General features: G+C 66.9%; 17 protein-coding genes. 9 read left to right on the plus strand and 8 right to left on the minus strand.

Annotated elements, in window-relative coordinates; genetic code table 11:
• Positions 1-16: 16 nt before the first annotated feature.
• A complete protein-coding gene (locus IEY68_RS14180) occupies positions 17-988 on the minus strand; it encodes an acyl-CoA dehydrogenase family protein (RefSeq protein WP_189094267.1) in 972 nt (323 codons plus the stop codon).
• The gene (locus IEY68_RS14185; protein WP_062997727.1) at positions 988-2,127 is read right to left on the minus strand and encodes an acyl-CoA dehydrogenase family protein; all 1,140 of its coding nucleotides are present in this window, start codon (positions 2,125-2,127) and stop codon (positions 988-990) included. Before IEY68_RS14185 ends, IEY68_RS14180 begins: the two co-directional genes overlap by 1 nt.
• A gap of 196 nt (positions 2,128-2,323) precedes the next feature.
• On the opposite strand from IEY68_RS14185, the gene IEY68_RS14190 reads away from it, so the two are divergent.
• Both IEY68_RS14190 and IEY68_RS14195 read left to right on the plus strand, forming a co-directional pair.
• Complete coding sequence (locus tag IEY68_RS14190; protein WP_062997726.1) at positions 2,324-3,073, plus strand: enoyl-CoA hydratase/isomerase family protein; 750 nt, start codon at positions 2,324-2,326, stop codon at positions 3,071-3,073.
• 39 nt (positions 3,074-3,112) lie between these two features.
• Complete coding sequence (locus IEY68_RS14195; RefSeq protein ID WP_062997725.1) at positions 3,113-3,880, plus strand: SDR family NAD(P)-dependent oxidoreductase; 768 nt, start codon at positions 3,113-3,115, stop codon at positions 3,878-3,880.
• Between the two features lie 56 nt (positions 3,881-3,936).
• Here the strand turns inward: IEY68_RS14195 and IEY68_RS14200 are convergent, their stop codons facing one another.
• On the minus strand, positions 3,937-5,076 hold the full coding sequence (locus tag IEY68_RS14200; protein ID WP_062997723.1) for an acyl-CoA dehydrogenase family protein: 1,140 nt from the start codon (positions 5,074-5,076) through the stop codon (positions 3,937-3,939).
• 178 nt (positions 5,077-5,254) lie between these two features.
• Here IEY68_RS14200 and IEY68_RS14205 point away from each other — a divergent pair, with 178 nt between their 5' ends.
• Genes IEY68_RS14205 through IEY68_RS14215 form a run of 3 tightly spaced genes read left to right on the plus strand, consistent with a single transcriptional unit; the run spans position 5,255 to position 8,094 of the window.
• Positions 5,255-6,082: an enoyl-CoA hydratase/isomerase family protein gene (locus tag IEY68_RS14205; RefSeq protein ID WP_062997722.1), complete on the plus strand. Its 828-nt coding sequence runs from the start codon at positions 5,255-5,257 to the stop codon at positions 6,080-6,082.
• A 2-nt stretch (positions 6,083-6,084) separates the two neighbouring features.
• Positions 6,085-6,921: an enoyl-CoA hydratase-related protein gene (locus IEY68_RS14210; protein ID WP_229718772.1), complete on the plus strand. Its 837-nt coding sequence runs from the start codon at positions 6,085-6,087 to the stop codon at positions 6,919-6,921.
• 39 nt (positions 6,922-6,960) lie between these two features.
• Positions 6,961-8,094 carry a thiolase family protein gene (locus tag IEY68_RS14215; RefSeq protein WP_062997720.1) on the plus strand — a complete coding sequence of 378 codons (1,134 nt, stop codon included), beginning with the start codon at positions 6,961-6,963 and terminating at the stop codon, positions 8,092-8,094.
• 90 nt (positions 8,095-8,184) lie between these two features.
• On the opposite strand, the gene IEY68_RS14220 is transcribed toward IEY68_RS14215, so the two are convergent.
• Genes IEY68_RS14220 through IEY68_RS14235 form a run of 4 tightly spaced genes read right to left on the minus strand, consistent with a single transcriptional unit; the run spans position 8,185 to position 11,881 of the window.
• Positions 8,185-9,234 carry a 2,3-butanediol dehydrogenase gene (locus IEY68_RS14220; RefSeq protein ID WP_062997718.1) on the minus strand — a complete coding sequence of 350 codons (1,050 nt, stop codon included), beginning with the start codon at positions 9,232-9,234 and terminating at the stop codon, positions 8,185-8,187.
• 36 nt (positions 9,235-9,270) lie between these two features.
• Positions 9,271-10,581 carry an MFS transporter gene (locus IEY68_RS14225; RefSeq protein ID WP_062997716.1) on the minus strand — a complete coding sequence of 437 codons (1,311 nt, stop codon included), beginning with the start codon at positions 10,579-10,581 and terminating at the stop codon, positions 9,271-9,273.
• A 56-nt stretch (positions 10,582-10,637) separates the two neighbouring features.
• Complete coding sequence (locus tag IEY68_RS14230) at positions 10,638-11,396, minus strand: SDR family NAD(P)-dependent oxidoreductase (protein ID WP_229718773.1); 759 nt, start codon at positions 11,394-11,396, stop codon at positions 10,638-10,640.
• The gene (locus IEY68_RS14235) at positions 11,396-11,881 is read right to left on the minus strand and encodes a 2,4'-dihydroxyacetophenone dioxygenase family protein (protein WP_062997714.1); all 486 of its coding nucleotides are present in this window, start codon (positions 11,879-11,881) and stop codon (positions 11,396-11,398) included. Before IEY68_RS14235 ends, IEY68_RS14230 begins: the two co-directional genes overlap by 1 nt.
• Positions 11,882-12,782: 901 nt before the next feature.
• Here IEY68_RS14235 and IEY68_RS14240 point away from each other — a divergent pair.
• On the plus strand, positions 12,783-13,529 hold the full coding sequence (locus IEY68_RS14240; RefSeq protein ID WP_062997712.1) for a FadR/GntR family transcriptional regulator: 747 nt from the start codon (positions 12,783-12,785) through the stop codon (positions 13,527-13,529).
• A 136-nt stretch (positions 13,530-13,665) separates the two neighbouring features.
• Here the strand turns inward: IEY68_RS14240 and IEY68_RS36190 are convergent, their stop codons facing one another.
• A complete protein-coding gene (locus IEY68_RS36190) occupies positions 13,666-14,151 on the minus strand; it encodes a hypothetical protein (RefSeq protein ID WP_062997710.1) in 486 nt (161 codons plus the stop codon).
• Here IEY68_RS36190 and IEY68_RS36195 point away from each other — a divergent pair.
• The 3 genes from IEY68_RS36195 to IEY68_RS14255 all read left to right on the plus strand — a co-directional run bounded on the left by IEY68_RS36195 (position 14,144) and on the right by IEY68_RS14255 (position 17,510).
• A complete protein-coding gene (locus IEY68_RS36195) occupies positions 14,144-14,425 on the plus strand; it encodes a hypothetical protein (protein WP_062997708.1) in 282 nt (93 codons plus the stop codon). The genes IEY68_RS36190 and IEY68_RS36195 overlap by 8 nt on opposite strands.
• Before the next feature lie 1,220 nt (positions 14,426-15,645).
• Positions 15,646-16,080, plus strand: a complete 435-nt coding sequence (locus IEY68_RS14250; protein ID WP_189094269.1) for a hypothetical protein — start codon at positions 15,646-15,648, stop codon at positions 16,078-16,080.
• Between the two features lie 593 nt (positions 16,081-16,673).
• A complete protein-coding gene (locus tag IEY68_RS14255; protein WP_062997704.1) occupies positions 16,674-17,510 on the plus strand; it encodes a mycofactocin-coupled SDR family oxidoreductase in 837 nt (278 codons plus the stop codon).
• Positions 17,511-17,682 lie beyond the last annotated feature (172 nt).

Here is a 17,682-nt window from a genome sequence, read left to right on the forward strand (position 1 = left end):
GATCTCCGTTGTCGGGTCAGTGGGCTTGCGCCGGGACAGCGGCCCCGGCGCCGACGGACGACACCGCCGGCACACCGCACCGCCTCGCCGCGGCGCCGAGCATCGCCTCGTTCACATCCAGCAGGCGGTCGAGGACCATTCCCCGGCGCAGGAACCGATGGAACTCGTGCTCCCAGGTGTAGCCGATCGCACCGAGCACCTGCTGCACCGATCGGCCGGTGGTGGCGAGCGCGCGGGAGGCCGCGACTGCGGCCGCGAGCGAGGTGACCTCCCCGAGCGCGCCGTCGCCTTCCGCCTGGGCGGCATCGCCGATCACCTGACCGCTCGCCACCGCGACCGCGGCATCGGCCAGCAGGTGCTGCACCGCCTGGAACGCGCCGATCGGTTGGCCGAACTGGTGGCGCGCCGTGACATGATCCACCCCCACCTCGAGCAGACGCGCGCACAATCCGAGCAGGTGCCAGGAGAGCCCGATCCGCACCCGGCGGGTCAGGAAGCCTTCGGGGAGATCGAGAACACGACCCGCGGCCGCGCCGATACCGATGTCGACGAGACGCAGACCGGCGTCGACGGTATCGACCGGTTCTGGCGCGAGGTCGGCGGCCGAAACGATCCGCACCGCACCCTCCGGGGTCTCGAACACATACGCCGCCGGAGCGAGGTCCGCGGCGACGAGGCCGCGGTAGCGGCCCGGCCGCGACGTAGCGCTCAGTACGGCGAAGGGTTCGCCACTCACCGGCGCGAGGTCACGCGCGCGCAGGTCGGCGAGAGCGTACGCGTCGAGGGTGGCCGCCGAGGCCAGCGCCGCTCCCTGCCCCTCGAAGAGCGCGCGCACCGCGATCTCGGGGACCTCTTCGTGGAGGTCGAACCATCCGATGCGTTCGAGATCGCCGATGCCGATCCCGGCGGGCCGTTCGGCGAACATATGGTCGACGGTGGCCCGGATCTCGCTGTATCCGTCGTCCGCGCGTGGCTGGGAAAGCTGCATCATCGTCCCCTGGGAAGTCCGAGAATCTGAGTGGCGACAATCGTGCGCTGCACCTCCGCGGATCCTCCGTAGATGGATGCCGACCGGCTGTGCAGGAAATCGTGCACGCGTTCGTCCCGGTCCGGGGCCCCGTCGTCGATCGCGACGGGCCGCAGGAGATCGCTCAAGTCCTGCACCGACCGTTCCGCCCGCGACAGCAGGAGCTTGTCCACCGACACCTGGGGACCGCTGCTGCGGCCGGCGGCCAGCGCCCGGATCGTGGCGAGCGAGCGCAGCCGTAGCGCGGTCACGTCCTGGTATGCCGAGCCGAAACGTTCCAGTCCCCACCGCTCGCCCCCGGCATCGAGACCGCGCAGCGTGGCGTGCAGGACCGCCTGGCGCAGCCAGGCGAAGACACCGCGCTCCCATTGGAAGAGATACATGGCGGCTTCCCAGCCGTGATCGACCGTGCCGATCAGCCGGTCCGCGGGGACCCGCACCGCGTCGAAGAACAGTTCACCGAAATGCTCGGTTCCGGTCATATCGCCGATGGGCCGGCAGTCGAGTCCGGCCGCGGTCATATCGACCAGAAAGAGGCTCAGCCCGCGGTGCCGGGATTCCGGGGCACCGGTCCGGGCCAGCACGACACAGCGATCGGCGCCGACCGCCCGGGTGGACCACACCTTCTGGCCGGACAATATCCAGCCGTCGCCGTCGGCCGGGGCCGCGCGCAGCCGCAGTGCCGCCAGATCGCTCCCCGCCTCGGGTTCGGAGAAGCCCTGGCACCATGCCTCCCGGCCGGAGATCAGCGCCGGCAGATGCTCCCGCGCCAGGTCCGGCGCGTACTTCAGCAGCATCGGTGCGATGACCTCGACGGAATTGACTGTGGTCGGCACGAATATCCCGCGTTGCCCGAGTTCGTCGTAGACGGCTGTCCGGGTGAGGACGTCACCACCGAGGCCGCCGAGTTCGGCCGGCCACCCCTGTGCGAGCCAGCCCTGCTCGTACAGCCACGCATGAAAGTCTTTCTGCGCCCGCAGGGACGGCAGGGCACGCTGCGGCGCCAGCGCCCGGGCGCAGTGTTCCCGCGCGGTGGATCCGTGATCGGTCTGCCATCGGGATACGGCCGCGGGCAGATCGCGGAGGGCGACGAGTTCCAACGGATCACCTCTCATCATGGAGCAATCGGCGCACCTCCCCGGCGGATACAGTGCACCGTATTATCGAATCCTTTGCGCGGACTATCCCATCCAGGGGCGCAACCGAGCTAAAGGGTATACTGAATTCAAGACGAAGTCGAGCGCTTCGCGCAACTCTCCACCGTCCGAAGGAGCCCCGGCCATGTCAGGTCGCACTGTGACAGATACGTCCGCCGCGGGTATCGCGCGCATACATATGACCGGGGACGACGGTAACCCGCTCGACCTCGCCCTGGTGCGCGAACTGGCGGATACGCTCGACCGGCTCGACAAGGACCCCGCCGTGCGCGCGGCCGTCCTGATCTCGACCGGTAAACACTTCTGCGCCGGCGCCACGGCCAAATTCACCGAGGGACAAGCCGCCTGGTCGACCGCCGACCTCTATGCCGAGGTTCCGCGCATCGCCGCATTCGGCAAACCCCTCGTCGCCGCGCTGAACGGGGCGGCCGTCGGTGGCGGAGCCGGCCTCGCGCTCCTGGCGGACTGGCGGCAGATGGCGGCGGACGCCCGGCTGCAGATCAATTTCAGCCGACTCGGCTACACACCGGGCTTCGGCCTGACCCGCACCCTGCCCGATCTGATCGGCGCCCATCGCGCCACGGAACTGCTCATCTCGGGCCGCCGGGTGACCGCCGCGGAAGCACAGTCGCTCGGCTTGTGCGATGCCGTTTCCGAACCCGGGAGCCTCGTCGCCGACTCTCTCGCCCGGGCCGCGGAATTCGCTCAGGGTGCGCCGCTCGCCGTCCGTGCGATCAAACAGCATTCCCGGCGCGGCCTGCTGGCCGATCTGCCGGCGATCCTGCGGGACGAGCTCGCCCAGCAGACGCAGTTGAAAAAGACCGCGGACTACGCGGAGGGGATGTCCGCGGCCAGGGAGCGGCGTAGCGCCGCATTCATCGGCCGCTGACCCGTTCCCCGCGGATCCCGCTCGACAGGAGGTACCCCGATGGTTGGACTGCCCACGTTCCGAGACCGCGTCGCCGTGGTGACCGGTGGCGCATCCGGTATCGGCCGGGCCGTCGCCGCGGCCCTCGTCGCCGAAGGCGCCGAGGTGGTGATCATCGATCTCGACCCGGCGAGCACCGCGACGGCCGCGCAATCGATCGGTACCGGATACCTGCCGGTGGATGTCACCGACCCCGAAGCGATGGCACGGGCGGCGGCCGATGTCGTCGCCATGTTCGGCCGCGTGGACCTGTTGATCAACAATGCCGGAATCGCCGTGGCAGAAGCTTTCCTCGAGATGGACATCGACACCGCGCGCCGGGTCCTGGATGTGAACCTGTGGGGTGTGATCCATGGCCTTCGCGCGTTCGTGCCGATGATCGAACGGACGTCCACGGACGGGTTCGTCGTCAATACGGCCTCACTGGGCGGCCTGCGCACCGCCCCCGGGTTGTCCGCCTATTCGATGTCGAAGTTCGCGGTGGTGGCGCTGACCGAAACCCTGGCCGAGGAGCTGGCCGCACGCCGTTCCCGGGTCGGCGTCGGTGTGCTCCTTCCCGGGCGCGTGGCCACCGGCCTGGGCCGGGCCGCCGGCCGCTCGAACGATCCGGTACCGAAGACCGGCGAGCCCGTTCTGGCCCCGGAACAGGTCGCCGCAATACTGCTGCCGGCAATAGTGCGTGGAGACCTGTACATCGTCACGCACCCGGAAGCTCGCGGCACGATCGAGGCGCGGCATCGGGCACTGGAAGCGGCATTCCACGTCTGACCCGGCAGGCCGGCGCCGCAGGCGCACATCGCCCGGCGCCGGCTCTCACCGCATCGTCACGCCCGGCCGCCGCCGGTGTCCAGACCGGACCAGATAATCGTCCGGAGCACCTCGGTGGTACCGCCGCGCAGGGTGATCGAGGGCGCGTGCTCCACCGCCGACCTGAGCAGGGCCCGGTCCTCCTCGCCGGGCACACGTCCCGCCAGCAGCCGACGCGCGCGTTCCACCTGACGCTGCTCGAAAACGGTACCCACATCCTTGACCAGCGCGGCATCGAGCTCGCGGCGAGCCTGCGGGCGGTTCTCCTCCGCAAGCGTCCGCAGGCTCAGTGCCCGCACCGACCACATCGCGGCTGCGGTCTCGCCCAGATAGGCATGATCACGACGGGTCGGCCGGGCCAGCCGGGCGGCCATCATCGTCTCGAGGTAGAGACTCACATACCGCTCCGCGCCGTTGCGTTCGAGCGCGAGCTCCCCGGTGACCTGTTTCCATCCGTCCCCCTCCGCGCCCAGCAGAGCGTCGTCGTCGACCAGCACATCATCGAAGACGACCTCGCAGAATTCCGCTTCGCCGTCGAGGGAGCGGATCGGCCGCACCTGCACACCGGGCGCGTCGAGCGGCACCAGGAACTGCGAGAGTCCGGCGTGCCGGTCCTCGCTGACCGCGCTGCGGCACAGCGTGAGCATGTAATGCGCGCGATGCGCGCCGCTGGACCAGACCTTGGCACCGTTGATCCGCCAGCCCCCGGGCACTCTTTCGGCGCGAGTGCGCACCGACGCGAGGTCCGATCCCGAGCCGGGCTCCGACATTCCCACCGCGAAGAACAGCCGACCGGCCACGATCTCCGGAATGAACGCGCGCTTCTGCCGCTCGGTGCCGTTCTTGAGAATTCCCGGGCCGATCTGGCGCTCGGCGAACCAGTGGGCGGCCACCGGCGCGCCGGCGGTCAGCAACTCCTCGACGACCGCGAGCCGCTCGAATGCGCTGCACTCACCGCCACCGTATTCCTTCGGCCAGGTCATCCCGATCCAGCCCTGACTGCCCAGCGCCCGGCTGAACTCGGCGGAGGCCGAGGTGAGCCAGGCGTCGATCGCCGGCCGGTACGGTGCTCTGGCCTGTTCCTCCGCGAGAAACCTGCGCACCCGGGCGCGCAGGTGCGGCAACGCCGCCAGCTCGGTTACGGGACGTTCCGACATTTCGACACCCTTCCGGACCCGACGAGCGCTAATGAGCATCCTCAGCAGAGGCGAAATATGCCAGAAACTCTCGACGTTGTGGCTTGCCACTGAGATTTACCATACATAGAGTATCCTGTTAATGCGTCGTCGTCAGTGGGCGGGACCTCGAAACCACACGGAAGGAAGTACGCACTGCATGTACGTACCCAACGATTCGATCCAGGTTGAAGCCGACGGACCGGTACGGATCCTCAAGTTCAACCGCCCGGAAATCCGTAACGCGGTCAGCGCCGATATCAAGGAAGCGCTCAAGGTCGTCTGGGACAATCTCGCCGACGATCTCGACGTCGGGGCGGTCGTCCTGACCGGAAACGGGCCCGCCTTCTCCGCGGGCGGTGATATCGCGGACTTCGCGCGGGTGACCGCCGACGGTGAGTACCGGCGGCGTATTCGCCTCCGCCACGCCAAGCAGATCATCGACGCGATGACCAATTTTCCCCTGCCCGTCGTGGTCGCGGTCAACGGTCCCGCGGTCGGCCTCGGCTGCAGCCTCGCATCTCTGGGCGACATCATCCTCGCCGGTGAGTCGGCGATGTTCGCCGATCCCCATGTCTCGATCGGTCTCGTCGCCGGTGACGGTGGTGCCGCGATCTGGCCGCTCATGATGAGTCTGGCCAAGGCAAAGGAATACATTCTGACGGGCGATCCGATCCCGGCCGCGGAAGCTCACCGGATAGGTCTGGTCAACCACGTCTATCCGGACGCGGAACTACTGCCCAAGGCGATCGAGCTCGCGCATCGCCTGGCGAAACAACCGCGCCCTGCCCTGCAGGAAACGAAGAAGATCATGAACATGCACATCGCCCGCGCGTCGTTCGGCATCCTCGAAACGGCGCTGGCCGCGGAATCCGAGTCCTTCACTACCGAAGAGCACCGCGAAAAGGTCGAAGCCTTCCTGGCCCGCGCGAACCGGAAGAGCGCCGAGCGGACGAATGCCGGCAGCGGACCCGCTGAAAAGGGATGACAATGACCATGGACATCACCCCCGACACCGACACCGAGCTCGTCCGGTACGACGTTCGAGACGGCGTCGCGGTGATCTCGTGGAACCGGCCGCACCGTAACAACGCCTGGACGCCCGCCCTCGAGGATGCGTACTTCACGCAGCTCCGGGTCGCCGCGGCGGACGACGAGGTGAAGGCCATCGTGATCACCGGGCGCGGGCGCCACTTCAGCCCCGGCATGGATATGCAGCACCTCGCATCGGCGTCCAACGGCGTGCACAACCGCCCGCCCGAGGAACGCGAACCGCAGACGCTGCCCATGACGATCCCCAAACCCATCATCGCCGCCATCCACGGCTCCTGCGCGGGCACCGGGTTCATCCAGGCGTGCGTCGCCGATGTCCGTTTCGTCGCGCCCGACGCGAAACTCACTGCGGCGTTCGTCCGCCGCGGCATCATGGCCGAGCACGGCCTCGCCGTCCTGCTTCCGGCCATCGTCGGAACAGCCAATGCTCTCGATATCCTGATGTCCGGGCGGGTGCTGTCCGGTACCGAGGCGGCGGGCCTGGGCTTCGCGAAACTCGCCGCGCCCGGACGTGCCGTGGACGAGGCCGTCGCCTACGCCCGGGACATCGCCGCTACCTGCTCCCCGGTAGCCCTGGCCATCACCAAAAAGCAAGTGTACGAAGGCATCTCCGAGCCGTTGGAATCCGCTCGGCGCGATGCCCTGGATATCTGGAAGAAACTCCGCGAACACGGCGACTTCAAGGAAGGTGTCGCCAGCTTCGTCGAGCGCCGCGCACCCCGATTCGCCCCGCTCGACGAGCAGTGGGTCCGGATCGCGAACACCACCTCTTAGCACCGGCATTCGCACGGCTCACGCATCGAAGGAAAACCAATGACTGATGCTCTCATCGTCGGCGGCGCGCGCTCGCCCATCGGCCGGCGCCGCGGCGCCCTCGCCGACGCCCATCCCGCGGAGCTGCTCGGCACCGTGATCACGACATCCCTGTCCGCGGCCGGTATCGACCCCGCCGACGTCGACCAGATCATCGCCGGCTGTGTCACCACGGCGGGCGATCAGGCCAACAACATCGCGCGGACCGCGTGGCTCACCGCGGGCCTGCCCATCCAGGTACCGGGAATCACGGTGGACGCGCGGTGCGGATCGAGCCAGCAGGCGGTGCATTTCGCCACCGGTCTCGTCAAGAGCGGCGCGGCCGACCTCGTGGTATGCGGCGGGGTGGAGCATATGTCGCGCCATCCGCTCGGCCAGGATGTCGGCACCGAGATGGGCCAACCCCTGTCACCGGCCTACCGGGATCTCTTCGAGGTCACCTCGCAGGGTGAGGCCGCCGAGCGCATCGCCGAAATCTGGAAGATCGATCGCGCCTACGCGGATGAGCTCGCGCTGGCATCCCAGGAACGCGCCGCCGCCGCGATCGCGGCGGGACGTTTCGATGGCGAGATCGCCCCGATCGGCGATTTCGCCACCGACGAAGGGCCACGGCCCAGTACCGCGGCGGGCCTGGCCGGCCTCAAAACGGTCTTCCGCGACGCCGACCACGGCATCCTCACCGCCGGCAACTCGTCACAGATCTCCGACGGCGCCTCCTGTGTGATCGTCGCTTCCGGCCGCTACGCCGCCGAGCACGGGCTCGCGCCGCTGGCCGAAATCGAGCACCAGCTGATCATCGGTGTCGATCCGGTCCTCAAGCTGACGGGCCCCATACCGGCCACGCAGGAAATCCTGAAACGCTCCGGTCTCGCGCTGTCCGATATCGGTGCGGCCGAGGTCAACGAGGCGTTCGCCAGTGTGCTCGGCGCCTGGCTGCGCGAACTGGAATACGCGCACGAGCGGACGAACGTCAACGGCGGCGCGATCGCGCTCGGCCACCCGGTCGGTGCCACGGGGACCCGCCTCGTGCTGACCTCCGCGCACGAGTTGCGCGCGGGGGGCCACGAACGCACGCTCGTCACCATGTGCTGTGGCGGCGGACTCGGTACGGCCACCGTCCTCAAAGCGGCCTGAACCCTCGAACATCCCGACCGCACAGTGCCCCCGAGGTTCGCCTCGGGGGCACTGTGCGGTCAAGGGTCCGCGGAGCGCGGCCGCAAACGGTCAGTCGATGCCGGGCGCGACCAGAATCTTGACCTCGGTGGCCCGGCCGTCACCGAGCAGATGGTCCAGGCCGCCCTCGATCACCTGGTCGAGCGGGATCGTGCTGCTCACCAGCGGCCGCGGGTCCAGGCGTCCCGCGGCCACCGCATCGATCACCGCCTGGAAATCGGCCCGCGTGTAGGCGAAACTGCCCGTGATGCGCTTTTCGGTGGTGAGTATCTGCGTCGTATCCACGGCCACCGGTTCCCGGCTGCTCGCCGCGATGACGAGCGTTCCGCCGGTACGCAGCGATCGGAATGCCGCGTCGAACGCGGCGGAGCCCGCTCCCGAGGCATCGAACGCCACATCCATACCTGCCCCGCAGAAGTCGGCGAGATCGGTCTCCCGGGGGTCCACGACCTCGGCCCCGAGGCTCGCGGCCAGGGCTTTCCGGCGGTCGCTGATCTCGCTGACGACGATTCTGGACGCGCCGATCGCACGCAGACTCAGCAGGATGGCCAAGCCCACCGGGCCGCCGCCGACTATCAGCCCCGCCGCCCCGGCCGCGGCCCCCGACTTGCGCACCGCGGCCCACCCGACGGTGAGCGGCTCGACCAGCGCTCCGGTCTCGGCGGTGAAACCCTCCGGCAGGACGAATACGTTATCGGCCGGAGCGACGACGTATTCGCTGAATCCGCCGCCCCAGCCGTCGATTCCGATGAAACCGTAGGTCTCACAGAGGTTCGGCTCGCCGCGCAGACAGGCTGGGCACGTACCGTCGGCGATATTGGGCTGCACCGCGACCAGGTCGCCCACCGCGATACCCGCGGCCTCGCTTCCGACCTCGGTGACGAGGCCGGAGAACTCGTGCCCGAGTACCTTCGGCCCGATCTCGTTCATGATCGGATGCCGGTGCTCCGGGCCCAGCCGGCCGGACCGGTACAGGCCGAGATCGCTCCCGCAGATCCCGGCGCGCACCACCCGGATCTTGACAGTTCCCGGCCGGACCGGCGGTTCTGCTATCTCGTCGATCCGGGCGTCGACAGCTCCGTGCAGGCGAAGCGCTTTCACTGGGAGTTCCTCCATCGGGTAGGTGGGGACGGGCAGTTACAGGTCCTGGAGGTTCCGATCGCGTGGTTCATCTCCCCACGCGAGGAACACCGCACTGGTGATCGCGGCGACCGAGGTGATCACGAGAACCGACAGAATGTTCTCGCTGGTCGCCGCATACACCGAGGTCAGTAGTAGCGGGGTGAGACCCGAGCCGATCAGCGACGCGCCTTGATAGCCGAGCGACGCGCCGGTATAGCGCGAAGTGGTCCCGAACTGTTCGGAGATATAGGCCGCCATCGGACCGTAGATCAGGGACTGCAGGATATTCGCGCCCACGAACGCCGCGACGATCAATGATGAATCGCCCGATCCGATCCACCCGAAGAACGGGTACATATAGAGGCCGAGCAGGACGAATCCGGTGATCATGACCGGCTTGCGGCCCAGGCTGTCGGAGAGCCGGCCCATGAGCAGCGCCATGACGATCATGACCACATTGGAGATGGACAGAGCGAAAAGCGCTGTCTGGGAATTGCTCCCGTGCTGCGCCGCGTACGACACGCCGTATACCGAGATCGACGTCGTGAGGATGAAGTTGCCGACCGTGCTCAACACCGCGAAGATCAGCGGTTTCGGCGCCGCGAGCACCTCCGCCAGCGGTGTCCGCCGCCGCTTCTCGCCGCCCGCCTTCATCGCGGCTTCGAAAAGCGGACTCTCGCTGATCTGCAGCCGCACCCAGAGCCCCAGCACCAGCAGCGCCGCCGAGAACAGGAATGGTATCCGCCAGCCCCAGGACAAGAACTGATCCTCCGGCAGCCCGGCGAACAGGCCGAGCATCAATGTCGCGACGGCGACACCGGCCGGCGCACCGGCCTGGGTGAACGAAGCCGAGAACCCGCGCCGCTTCGAATCGGAATGCTCCAGTGCCATCAGCGTCGCGCCACCCCACTCGCCGCCGACCGCGATACCCTGCACCAGGCGCAGGCAGACGAGCAGTACCGCCGCCCACGACCCGATCCAGGCGGACGGCGGGATCACACCGATCAGCGTGGACGAGATGCCCATCAGATACATCGAGAGCACCAGCATTCGTTTGCGCCCGACGCGGTCGCCGAAGTGCCCGAACAGAATTCCGCCCAGTGGGCGGGCCAGATAGCCGGTGGCGAAGGTGGCGTAGGACGCGATGGTGGCGGCGACCGGGTTCAGATTCGAGAAGAACACCGGCCCGAAGACCAGTGAGGCCGCGGACGCGTACAGCAGGAAATCGTAGAACTCGATCGTGCTTCCCAGGAAACTGGACAGCAGTACGCGGCGCGGTGAATTCCCGGACGACGTACCGGTGCCGAGCTTGATGGTGTCGGTCATGAGTGTCTCCTGGGAGAGTCGATGGCTCTCGGGTGTGAAAATCGGAAGGTGACCCGTCAGGTCGCGAGATAGCCGCCGTCGGCCGGAAGCATGACGCCGTTGACGAAGGTCGAGGTGGGGTCGGAGAGGAACAGCGCCGCCACCGCGACCTCGTCCGGCTCGCCCCACCGGCCCGCCGGAGTCCGGGACACCACGCGGGTATCCACCAGTTCGTCGTGTTGCAGGTGTTCGGTGAGCGGGGTGCGGATCCATCCCGGCGCCACCGCGTTCACCCGTACCTCGGGACTCCAGGCCGCGGCAAGACTTTTCGTGAGTTGCCCGACGCCGCCCTTCGCGGCCGCGTAGGCCGGTCCGGTCGCACTGCCCCGGAAGCTCATCATCGATCCGACGTTGACGATGCAGCCCCGCGACGCGACGAGCAGCGGATGGGCCGCGAAGCACACCCGGGCAACCCCGACGAGGTTGATATCGATACTGCGGGCGAAGCCCTCGACGGTGAAATCCGCCGGTGACGCCGAAACGCCCGCGGAGTTGACCAGCACATCGAGGCCGCCCAGCGAGCCGACCAGCGCCGCGACCATATCGTCGTCGCGGATATCGAGTTGCTCGATATCCACCCCGGCCAGCCGCTCGTCGTGCCGCGCGGCGCTGATCTCGGCCGCTGTCAGTGCGGTGGCCACGACACGGTCACCCCGCCGCGCGAACGCCTGGGAGATCGCCCCGCCGATCCCCCCGGTACCGCCCACCACCAGCGCGGTCCGTTCGGCCGCGGGGTTCCCGCCGGTGTCGCCGGCATTGTCGGGGGTCATGCCCATCAGCACACCCCGGGCCGATCTTTGACGACTCCGGCGGGCAACGCGAGACCCTGTGCCTGGAGCGCGCGCTCGACATCACCGAGAATCGTGCCGGCATCGGAATACGCGGTGATGTTGTCGTTGTCGTCGAAATAGATGAACGCGCCCTGGGTGATGAACATGGCGGTGGTGTCCTCGTCGACGTGCAGCGTGTGGTTCGTTCCCGGTGGTTCGTGGACATAGGAACCCGCACGGGCGACCCAGTCGTATTCCAGATACCGCCACGCACCGTCCATCGTGTAGGCGTGGACCGTCCCGGTGTGGTGATGCCGGGCCAGCTGGATTCCGGCGGGCCATTTGATGATATTGACGAAGGTGTTCGTCACCAGGCTGACGCTGATGAGCTTCATATAGGTGGTACCCCAGGGCCGATGGAGCTCGGCGAAGGGAATGTCGGCCAGGTCGATGTGCTCGGTGGCAGCGCTGTCCTCGGGTAACTGACCCATGGTGATGTTCCTTTCTGTCGCAGCCGGCCGGATGCCGGGTGGGCATGCGTGTATACCGGTGCCATCGGGGCGCCGGTTCCGGCAGCGCTCATGGTTTCTTCGGGGGTCCCGCCACGACCGACCGTCCGGTACCGCGCGCGGTCAGCACGGCACCGGAACGGCGGTACTCGTCTCCGCGGGGCGGGAACCCGGCTCAGCAGTCGGCAGTTCCACCGGCGGGAAAGTTGCCGGGAGGAGAACCGGAGTGGCTTCGGTTGTCCGCCTCAGCACGGGACCGCGGCATCACAACTCCTTCACGGTCGCCCATCCGGGCGACAGGTCAATCACCGATCTCGGGTGAGTCGACTTCCGCCTACTCACTCGATCACGCATTGAGGATACTGTACGTCGATTCGCGAATGAGGTCCAGACCACATTTTCAGCCTCTTTCACGGCCGGCGCGACCGGTAATATCCGCCATTTCGCACAAATCGAACAACAGCCGACCCCCTGGATAACCATTCAGTACACTCTTCACAGGGCAGCGTCGGGTAAGCGGCACCCACCGGGCGGCTACCGGCCCCTCCGGCCGCTGCCGCGGCAGCGGACCGACAACAAGGGGTTGCTCCGCGGCTGCCCAGAACGCAGGCGAGTGATGGGGGACCGCATGTCACGCCGGCCGCGCGAATGAACTACCCGACACGCCGACATATCGATTCGCCCGCGACACCGCCCCATCCGTCGGCCGGCACCACGCACCCGGCGCGGACAACGGCCGATATCTTTCACCACCGGCCACACCGGCCACACCGGCCACACCCGCCACACCGGCTACGGTACGATGCCGCGGACCCATCGAGGGGCAAGAACGGAAGCACGCAAAGGGTACACTCTTCAATAATCCCCGGGGATGGAGAACAGAATGGCAGACAACGACAGCCCGGCTCCCGCAGCGTCGTCGACCCGCAAACGCGCGGAGCAGCTCGCCGAGGAGATCGAGACGCGCATCCTCGCGGATGGCTGGCTCGTCGGGGAGATGATCGGGTCCGAGGCGGCGCTGATCGAACAATACAACGTCAGCCGCGGCGTTCTGCGCGAAGCGATCCGGTTGCTGGAACATCACGGGTCCGCGCAGATGCGACGCGGCCCGGGCGGCGGATTGTTCATCACCCCGCCCGAACTGAGCGCGGTGAGCCGTTCGGCAGCACTGTACCTGCGATTCCGCAAGGTCGATATCAGCCAGCTCGTCATCGCACGCCGGACACTCGAACTCAACAATCTCGAGCTCGTGGGACAGCGCATCCGGGACCCGAGGGTCATCTCACAGCTCAAGAGGGTCCTCGATGCCGAAATCAGCGAGGCCACAACGGAGGGGTCCACGCGGTATCTGCGGGGCTTCCACCTCGCCCTCGCGGATCTCGCGGACAACCCGGTCATGGGCCTGTTCACCGAGATCTGCATGTCGCTGCAGAACGAGTTCGTCACGGAAGCCAAGGGCGCGCGGCGCGAGAAGAGTTCCCTCGCCGAGGACGCCGCCCAGAGCCATAAGGCGCACGCCGCCATCTACGAAGCACTCATCAACGGCGATATCGAACGCGCCCGCAAGCGAATGGAGCGCCACCTCGACGCGATCGGCCGCTACACGATCGACAACGTCGCCTCGCACTGACGCCGGGCCGCCGCCGCGTCCCGGCGGTATCGCGGGCCCTGTCACAGACGTCCGGGCCGGCGGTGTTCTGCCGGAACCCACTCCGGGGCCAGGAGTCCCGAGAAGTCTGCCGCCCCTCGACGAACCGCCCCTCGGGCTACCGGTTATACCGATCCGGCCGTAGAGACATACAAAGGTCGCCACCACAGTAGAGGTGATGCGGTCGACGATCCAGGAATGGCCCGGCGATATCGACCATGCTGCGGTGGCCGCCGTCCGTGGCGTGGGCGCCGATCCGGTCGAAGGCCGTTTCAGGCCTTCGTGCACGGCGTAGTGGATGATCTCGATCGGGCTGCCGCCGCGCGCCCGGGTCGCCGCCACCTCCTGTAGCCGCTCGGACTTCTCGAGGTCGTTGGGTGCCGTCGTGCATGGTGGCCGCCAATTCCAGGCGGACCCGAGTGATGATGGCGACCTCGCCGTCGATCGAGTCACCGGACAGCGCCTCGGCAGTCGCTACGGTGCCTGCGAAATGCTCGACCATCTGCTGGCAGGTGGTCAGCGCCTCCTGCCGAAGTATCGCGGCGGGGCGGCCCAATTGGAGCAGTTCCGGTGCAGCGGTGACCGTCCGCGCTGGTGTGATCATCGTCGACGTGGGCGCCCGTCCCCGCGGTACGGTGCAGTTCGGATTAGGGTCCTCTTCCGCGGGCTGCCGGCCGAGGTCGATCGGCGAGCGGCGTTTCGACCTCCTGCTGTGCGGGCCACAAGGCGATCGTGTCGACGATGCAGATGACCGGCAGACCGACCACGATGCAAGGCAGCGGTCGCGCCGATGCGATCGGCCGGGAGTGGTGGTGGTGGTGGTGGTGATGATGGTCGCTCACCACGCCGACCTTCAGGATTCGCCGATGGCCAGATGACCAAAGAGGGTCTGCCGCTGCGACTTCGCTGGATTTCCCAAGATCTCGGGAAGGGGCGGCGGAGAGCAGGGGGATGTCTCCGCCGCCCGCAGGTAGGCGGCCCAGGGGGGTAGGCGGCCTAACCCGAGGACCAGGTTGCCCAGGGGGGGTAGACAACCTGGTCGGGCACTTTGAGTGCCGGAGACCACTCTACACACAGATTCTTGTTTCGTGCCAGTAGGTTCAGAAAAACGGGCTTAATCCGGACGGAGGGTATGGTTTGACCCGTACGGGGCGACTGCCCTCCGGTGCTCGCACTTGTCCGATTCCGGTGCGCCGGTGGGTATCACGCGGTGTCGTCGGTGCGCGGACATCGGCCCACCGCTCCACCCGGCGGGACCGCAATGGCCACATCGAGCAACTGTTGCCGGCATCAGGGGCGAAGCGCGTCCGCGCCCGGGCGGACCAACGGGCGATCACGCCATGCTTTCGACTCGTCGCGCCCCGGACCTGCTGGTGGTCGAGGATCCGCTGAACCTGCGCGCGGGCGGGAAACCGCTCGCGGTCACTATCCGTACCTCCACCTGAACATCCGCATGCCTTGTTCACCGAGACGTCATAACCGAACATGTAATGCGCATATCTGCGTATCGCTACTCTAACGACTGCTGGTTCGAGTTGACTCCGCCGCCCGCTCCATCGGGCTTTCCGCCGTGGCCCGAATCCGAAAGCGAGGCGTCCGATACGAGGCGATCAGCCGCTACACGATCGACAATGCCGCCTCACACTGACCGGCCCGCCGGGTTTTTCATGCCGCGACGTAGCGCTGTTCGTCCGCGAGCCCTCGTATTGCCGGTGTCGTGGCGCCCCGGGAGCGCGGCCCGGCCACACCGGCGATCACGGATCATCGTGTCATCCACCGCATCGCAAATACGTAGGTACGTACGTAGGTCTCCCGACGACGAGCACTGTGTGCCAGGACACAGTAATACACGACATAGACGTCGACGACGGAGGTTGCAGTGAGCACGGAGACCCTGACATACCGCGTGATGCTCGATTATCAGCCGCACACTCCTGCGAGCGGAATTCTTCGGTTTCCCACAACTGCCTGCGCCGAGAGCCCCTCAGCCTGCGCACAGTGCCTGAACTGCACCGATGACTGCGCAAGCTGCACACTCTGCCAGTACGGGGAATGCGAGGCGTGCACTCCCCCGGACCTCACGCCGAGGACCGCGATGATGCTCGTCATCGCCGGAACGACCCTCGCCGAGCAGGTTCGCGCAGAAGCATCGCATGGATGCAGCCCGGTATTTTTCCATCACGTGGTCCGCGCCTTCGAGCGACTCGTGGAGACTTTGAATCGCGGCGCTCGGCCGCAGCCGAGCAATGTGGCCGAGCAGCTGTGCACCCATCTGATGATCACTCAGGCGCGCGAACTCGCGTGTGTAGCTGGGGAGGTGTATGTGACGGGGCTACCGATCAGTGGATACGACTACAACTTCCCCCGGCTGTACGACACCTTGCTACCCGATGACGAGCACGACCACTTGGTCGAAATGGGGGAGGCGCTGGCCGCCGGCGAGGCAGCGTTCAGCTTCATCGCCTTGGCCGACCTCATGAGCCGTGAAGCCATGAACGCATTCTTCGCAACATTCGGCACCGAGAACGCGTGAAGTAAGTCCGGAGGACTGCCGGCAACCAAGACATTCTTCACACCGTCACAGCACAATCCTGCCCGCTGCACTACCAACCATTGTCGGCATCCACCGCTATATAGAAATATAATTTATCCAATTGAGATCCGGTCTGGCGATCGGCGCGGCAGGCGATGTCGACAGAGCGCTGTGGCGGCCCGCTCGCAGCACGGCCGGGGATACCGCGGCGACCGGATACACGGAGGTCGACACCCACCGAGTTCGAGAGACTCCTGCGACCACACATCGTGCCGCCAAGGCGCTGGTCCCGCGCCGCTCGCCCGGCGCGACCCACCACGCGGTGCGCCGGAACGGCCGACGCCGTCTTCCCCGGGATGACACCGGCGTCGATGGTTCGAGCGGCGCAACGCAACCTGATCCGGACCGGGCAAAAGAGGGCCGCGACACCGGGACGCCCATTCCAGAACGCACGATCTCCGCTCCCAGGAGATCGCAGCAGAGGAATTGCCGCACTGACACGACATCGCCGCAGCGATCGGTATAGGATCAATAATTAATCTATTTAGTGGAGCTTCACGGCTCCCGGACGCCGCCGAGCAAAGGAGCACGCAGTGGGCGTACTGGACGGACGAGTCATCTTCATCACCGGCGCGGCACGAGGTCAGGGCCGATCGCACGCGGTCCGATTCGCCGAGGAAGGTGCCGACATAGTCGGGGTCGACATCTGCCAGGATATCGATGCCGTCCCTTACCGGCTCGGAACACAAGAGGACCTGGACGAGACGAAGCGATTGGTCGAAAAGACCGGTAGGAACATGCTTGCCGCGCGGGCCGATGTCCGGGATCTCGCCCGGCTGCAGACTGTCTTCGACGAAGGCGTCGGGCGTTTCGGGCATATCGACACCGTGATCGCGAATGCGGGCATCGTCTTGAGCAATACCAAGGAACGCGACGCCGCCGAAGCATGGCAGCTGGGAATCGATGTCATGCTCACCGGGGTGTGGAACACGTTCCGGGTGGCCCTACCCCACCTCATCGACCGCGGGAAAGCAGGCCACGAAGGCAATATCGTCGCCACCAGCTCGATGGCGGCGTTGCTCAGCGTCGGTAACGGCAACGGAGGCGACGACGCTTACTCGGCCGCCAAACTGGGCGTTACCGGCCTGGTCAAGTCGTATGCCAATTACTTGGCGCAGTATGGTATCCGGGTGAACGGCGTGGCCCCGACCAACTGTGCCACACCGATGGTTACCGAGAATCCGGAGCTCTTCGCGGTCATCGAGGCGTACCCCAACTTGGTCAACGCGATGCAAACGTTGTTGCCGAAATTCCCGATGATCGAACCGTCGGACGTCACCAACACAATCCTGTTCCTCATCTCGGAATCCGGCCGTGTCTTCACCGGAAGCACGCTGAATGTCGACGCGGGCATGGCGATCCGCCGATAGCACACAAACCGGCCCGAAAAGGCACCGGCCGTTCGGCCGGTGCCTTTTCCGCATTCTTCTCGAGCTGATATACCTAATTTTCGCCGAGAGAGAAGCGCACCGGCCGAGCATCGCACACTCGCCCCGGAACCGGCATTGCGCCGGGGCCCCGGCCGCCGTGCACACGGCCGCG

Source organism: Nocardia jinanensis (assembly GCF_014645735.1).
Lineage (GTDB): Bacteria > Actinomycetota > Actinomycetes > Mycobacteriales > Mycobacteriaceae > Nocardia > Nocardia jinanensis.

Excerpts from the sequence above, each read along its gene's own strand:
- IEY68_RS14180 (WP_189094267.1), bottom strand. The coding sequence starts at position 988 with ATGCAGCTTTCCCAGCCACGCGCGGACGACGGATACAGCGAGATCCGG.
- IEY68_RS14215 (WP_062997720.1), top strand. The coding sequence starts at position 6,961 with ATGACTGATGCTCTCATCGTCGGCGGCGCGCGCTCGCCCATCGGCCGG.
- IEY68_RS14195 (WP_062997725.1), top strand. The coding sequence starts at position 3,113 with ATGGTTGGACTGCCCACGTTCCGAGACCGCGTCGCCGTGGTGACCGGT.
- IEY68_RS36190 (WP_062997710.1), bottom strand. The coding sequence starts at position 14,151 with ATGATCACACCAGCGCGGACGGTCACCGCTGCACCGGAACTGCTCCAA.
- IEY68_RS14235 (WP_062997714.1), bottom strand. The coding sequence starts at position 11,881 with ATGGGTCAGTTACCCGAGGACAGCGCTGCCACCGAGCACATCGACCTG.
- IEY68_RS14225 (WP_062997716.1), bottom strand. The coding sequence starts at position 10,581 with ATGACCGACACCATCAAGCTCGGCACCGGTACGTCGTCCGGGAATTCA.
- IEY68_RS14230 (WP_229718773.1), bottom strand. The coding sequence starts at position 11,396 with ATGGGCATGACCCCCGACAATGCCGGCGACACCGGCGGGAACCCCGCG.
- IEY68_RS14210 (WP_229718772.1), top strand. The coding sequence starts at position 6,085 with ATGACCATGGACATCACCCCCGACACCGACACCGAGCTCGTCCGGTAC.
- IEY68_RS14200 (WP_062997723.1), bottom strand. The coding sequence starts at position 5,076 with ATGTCGGAACGTCCCGTAACCGAGCTGGCGGCGTTGCCGCACCTGCGC.
- IEY68_RS14250 (WP_189094269.1), top strand. The coding sequence starts at position 15,646 with ATGCTCGTCATCGCCGGAACGACCCTCGCCGAGCAGGTTCGCGCAGAA.
- IEY68_RS14240 (WP_062997712.1), top strand. The coding sequence starts at position 12,783 with ATGGCAGACAACGACAGCCCGGCTCCCGCAGCGTCGTCGACCCGCAAA.
- IEY68_RS14205 (WP_062997722.1), top strand. The coding sequence starts at position 5,255 with ATGTACGTACCCAACGATTCGATCCAGGTTGAAGCCGACGGACCGGTA.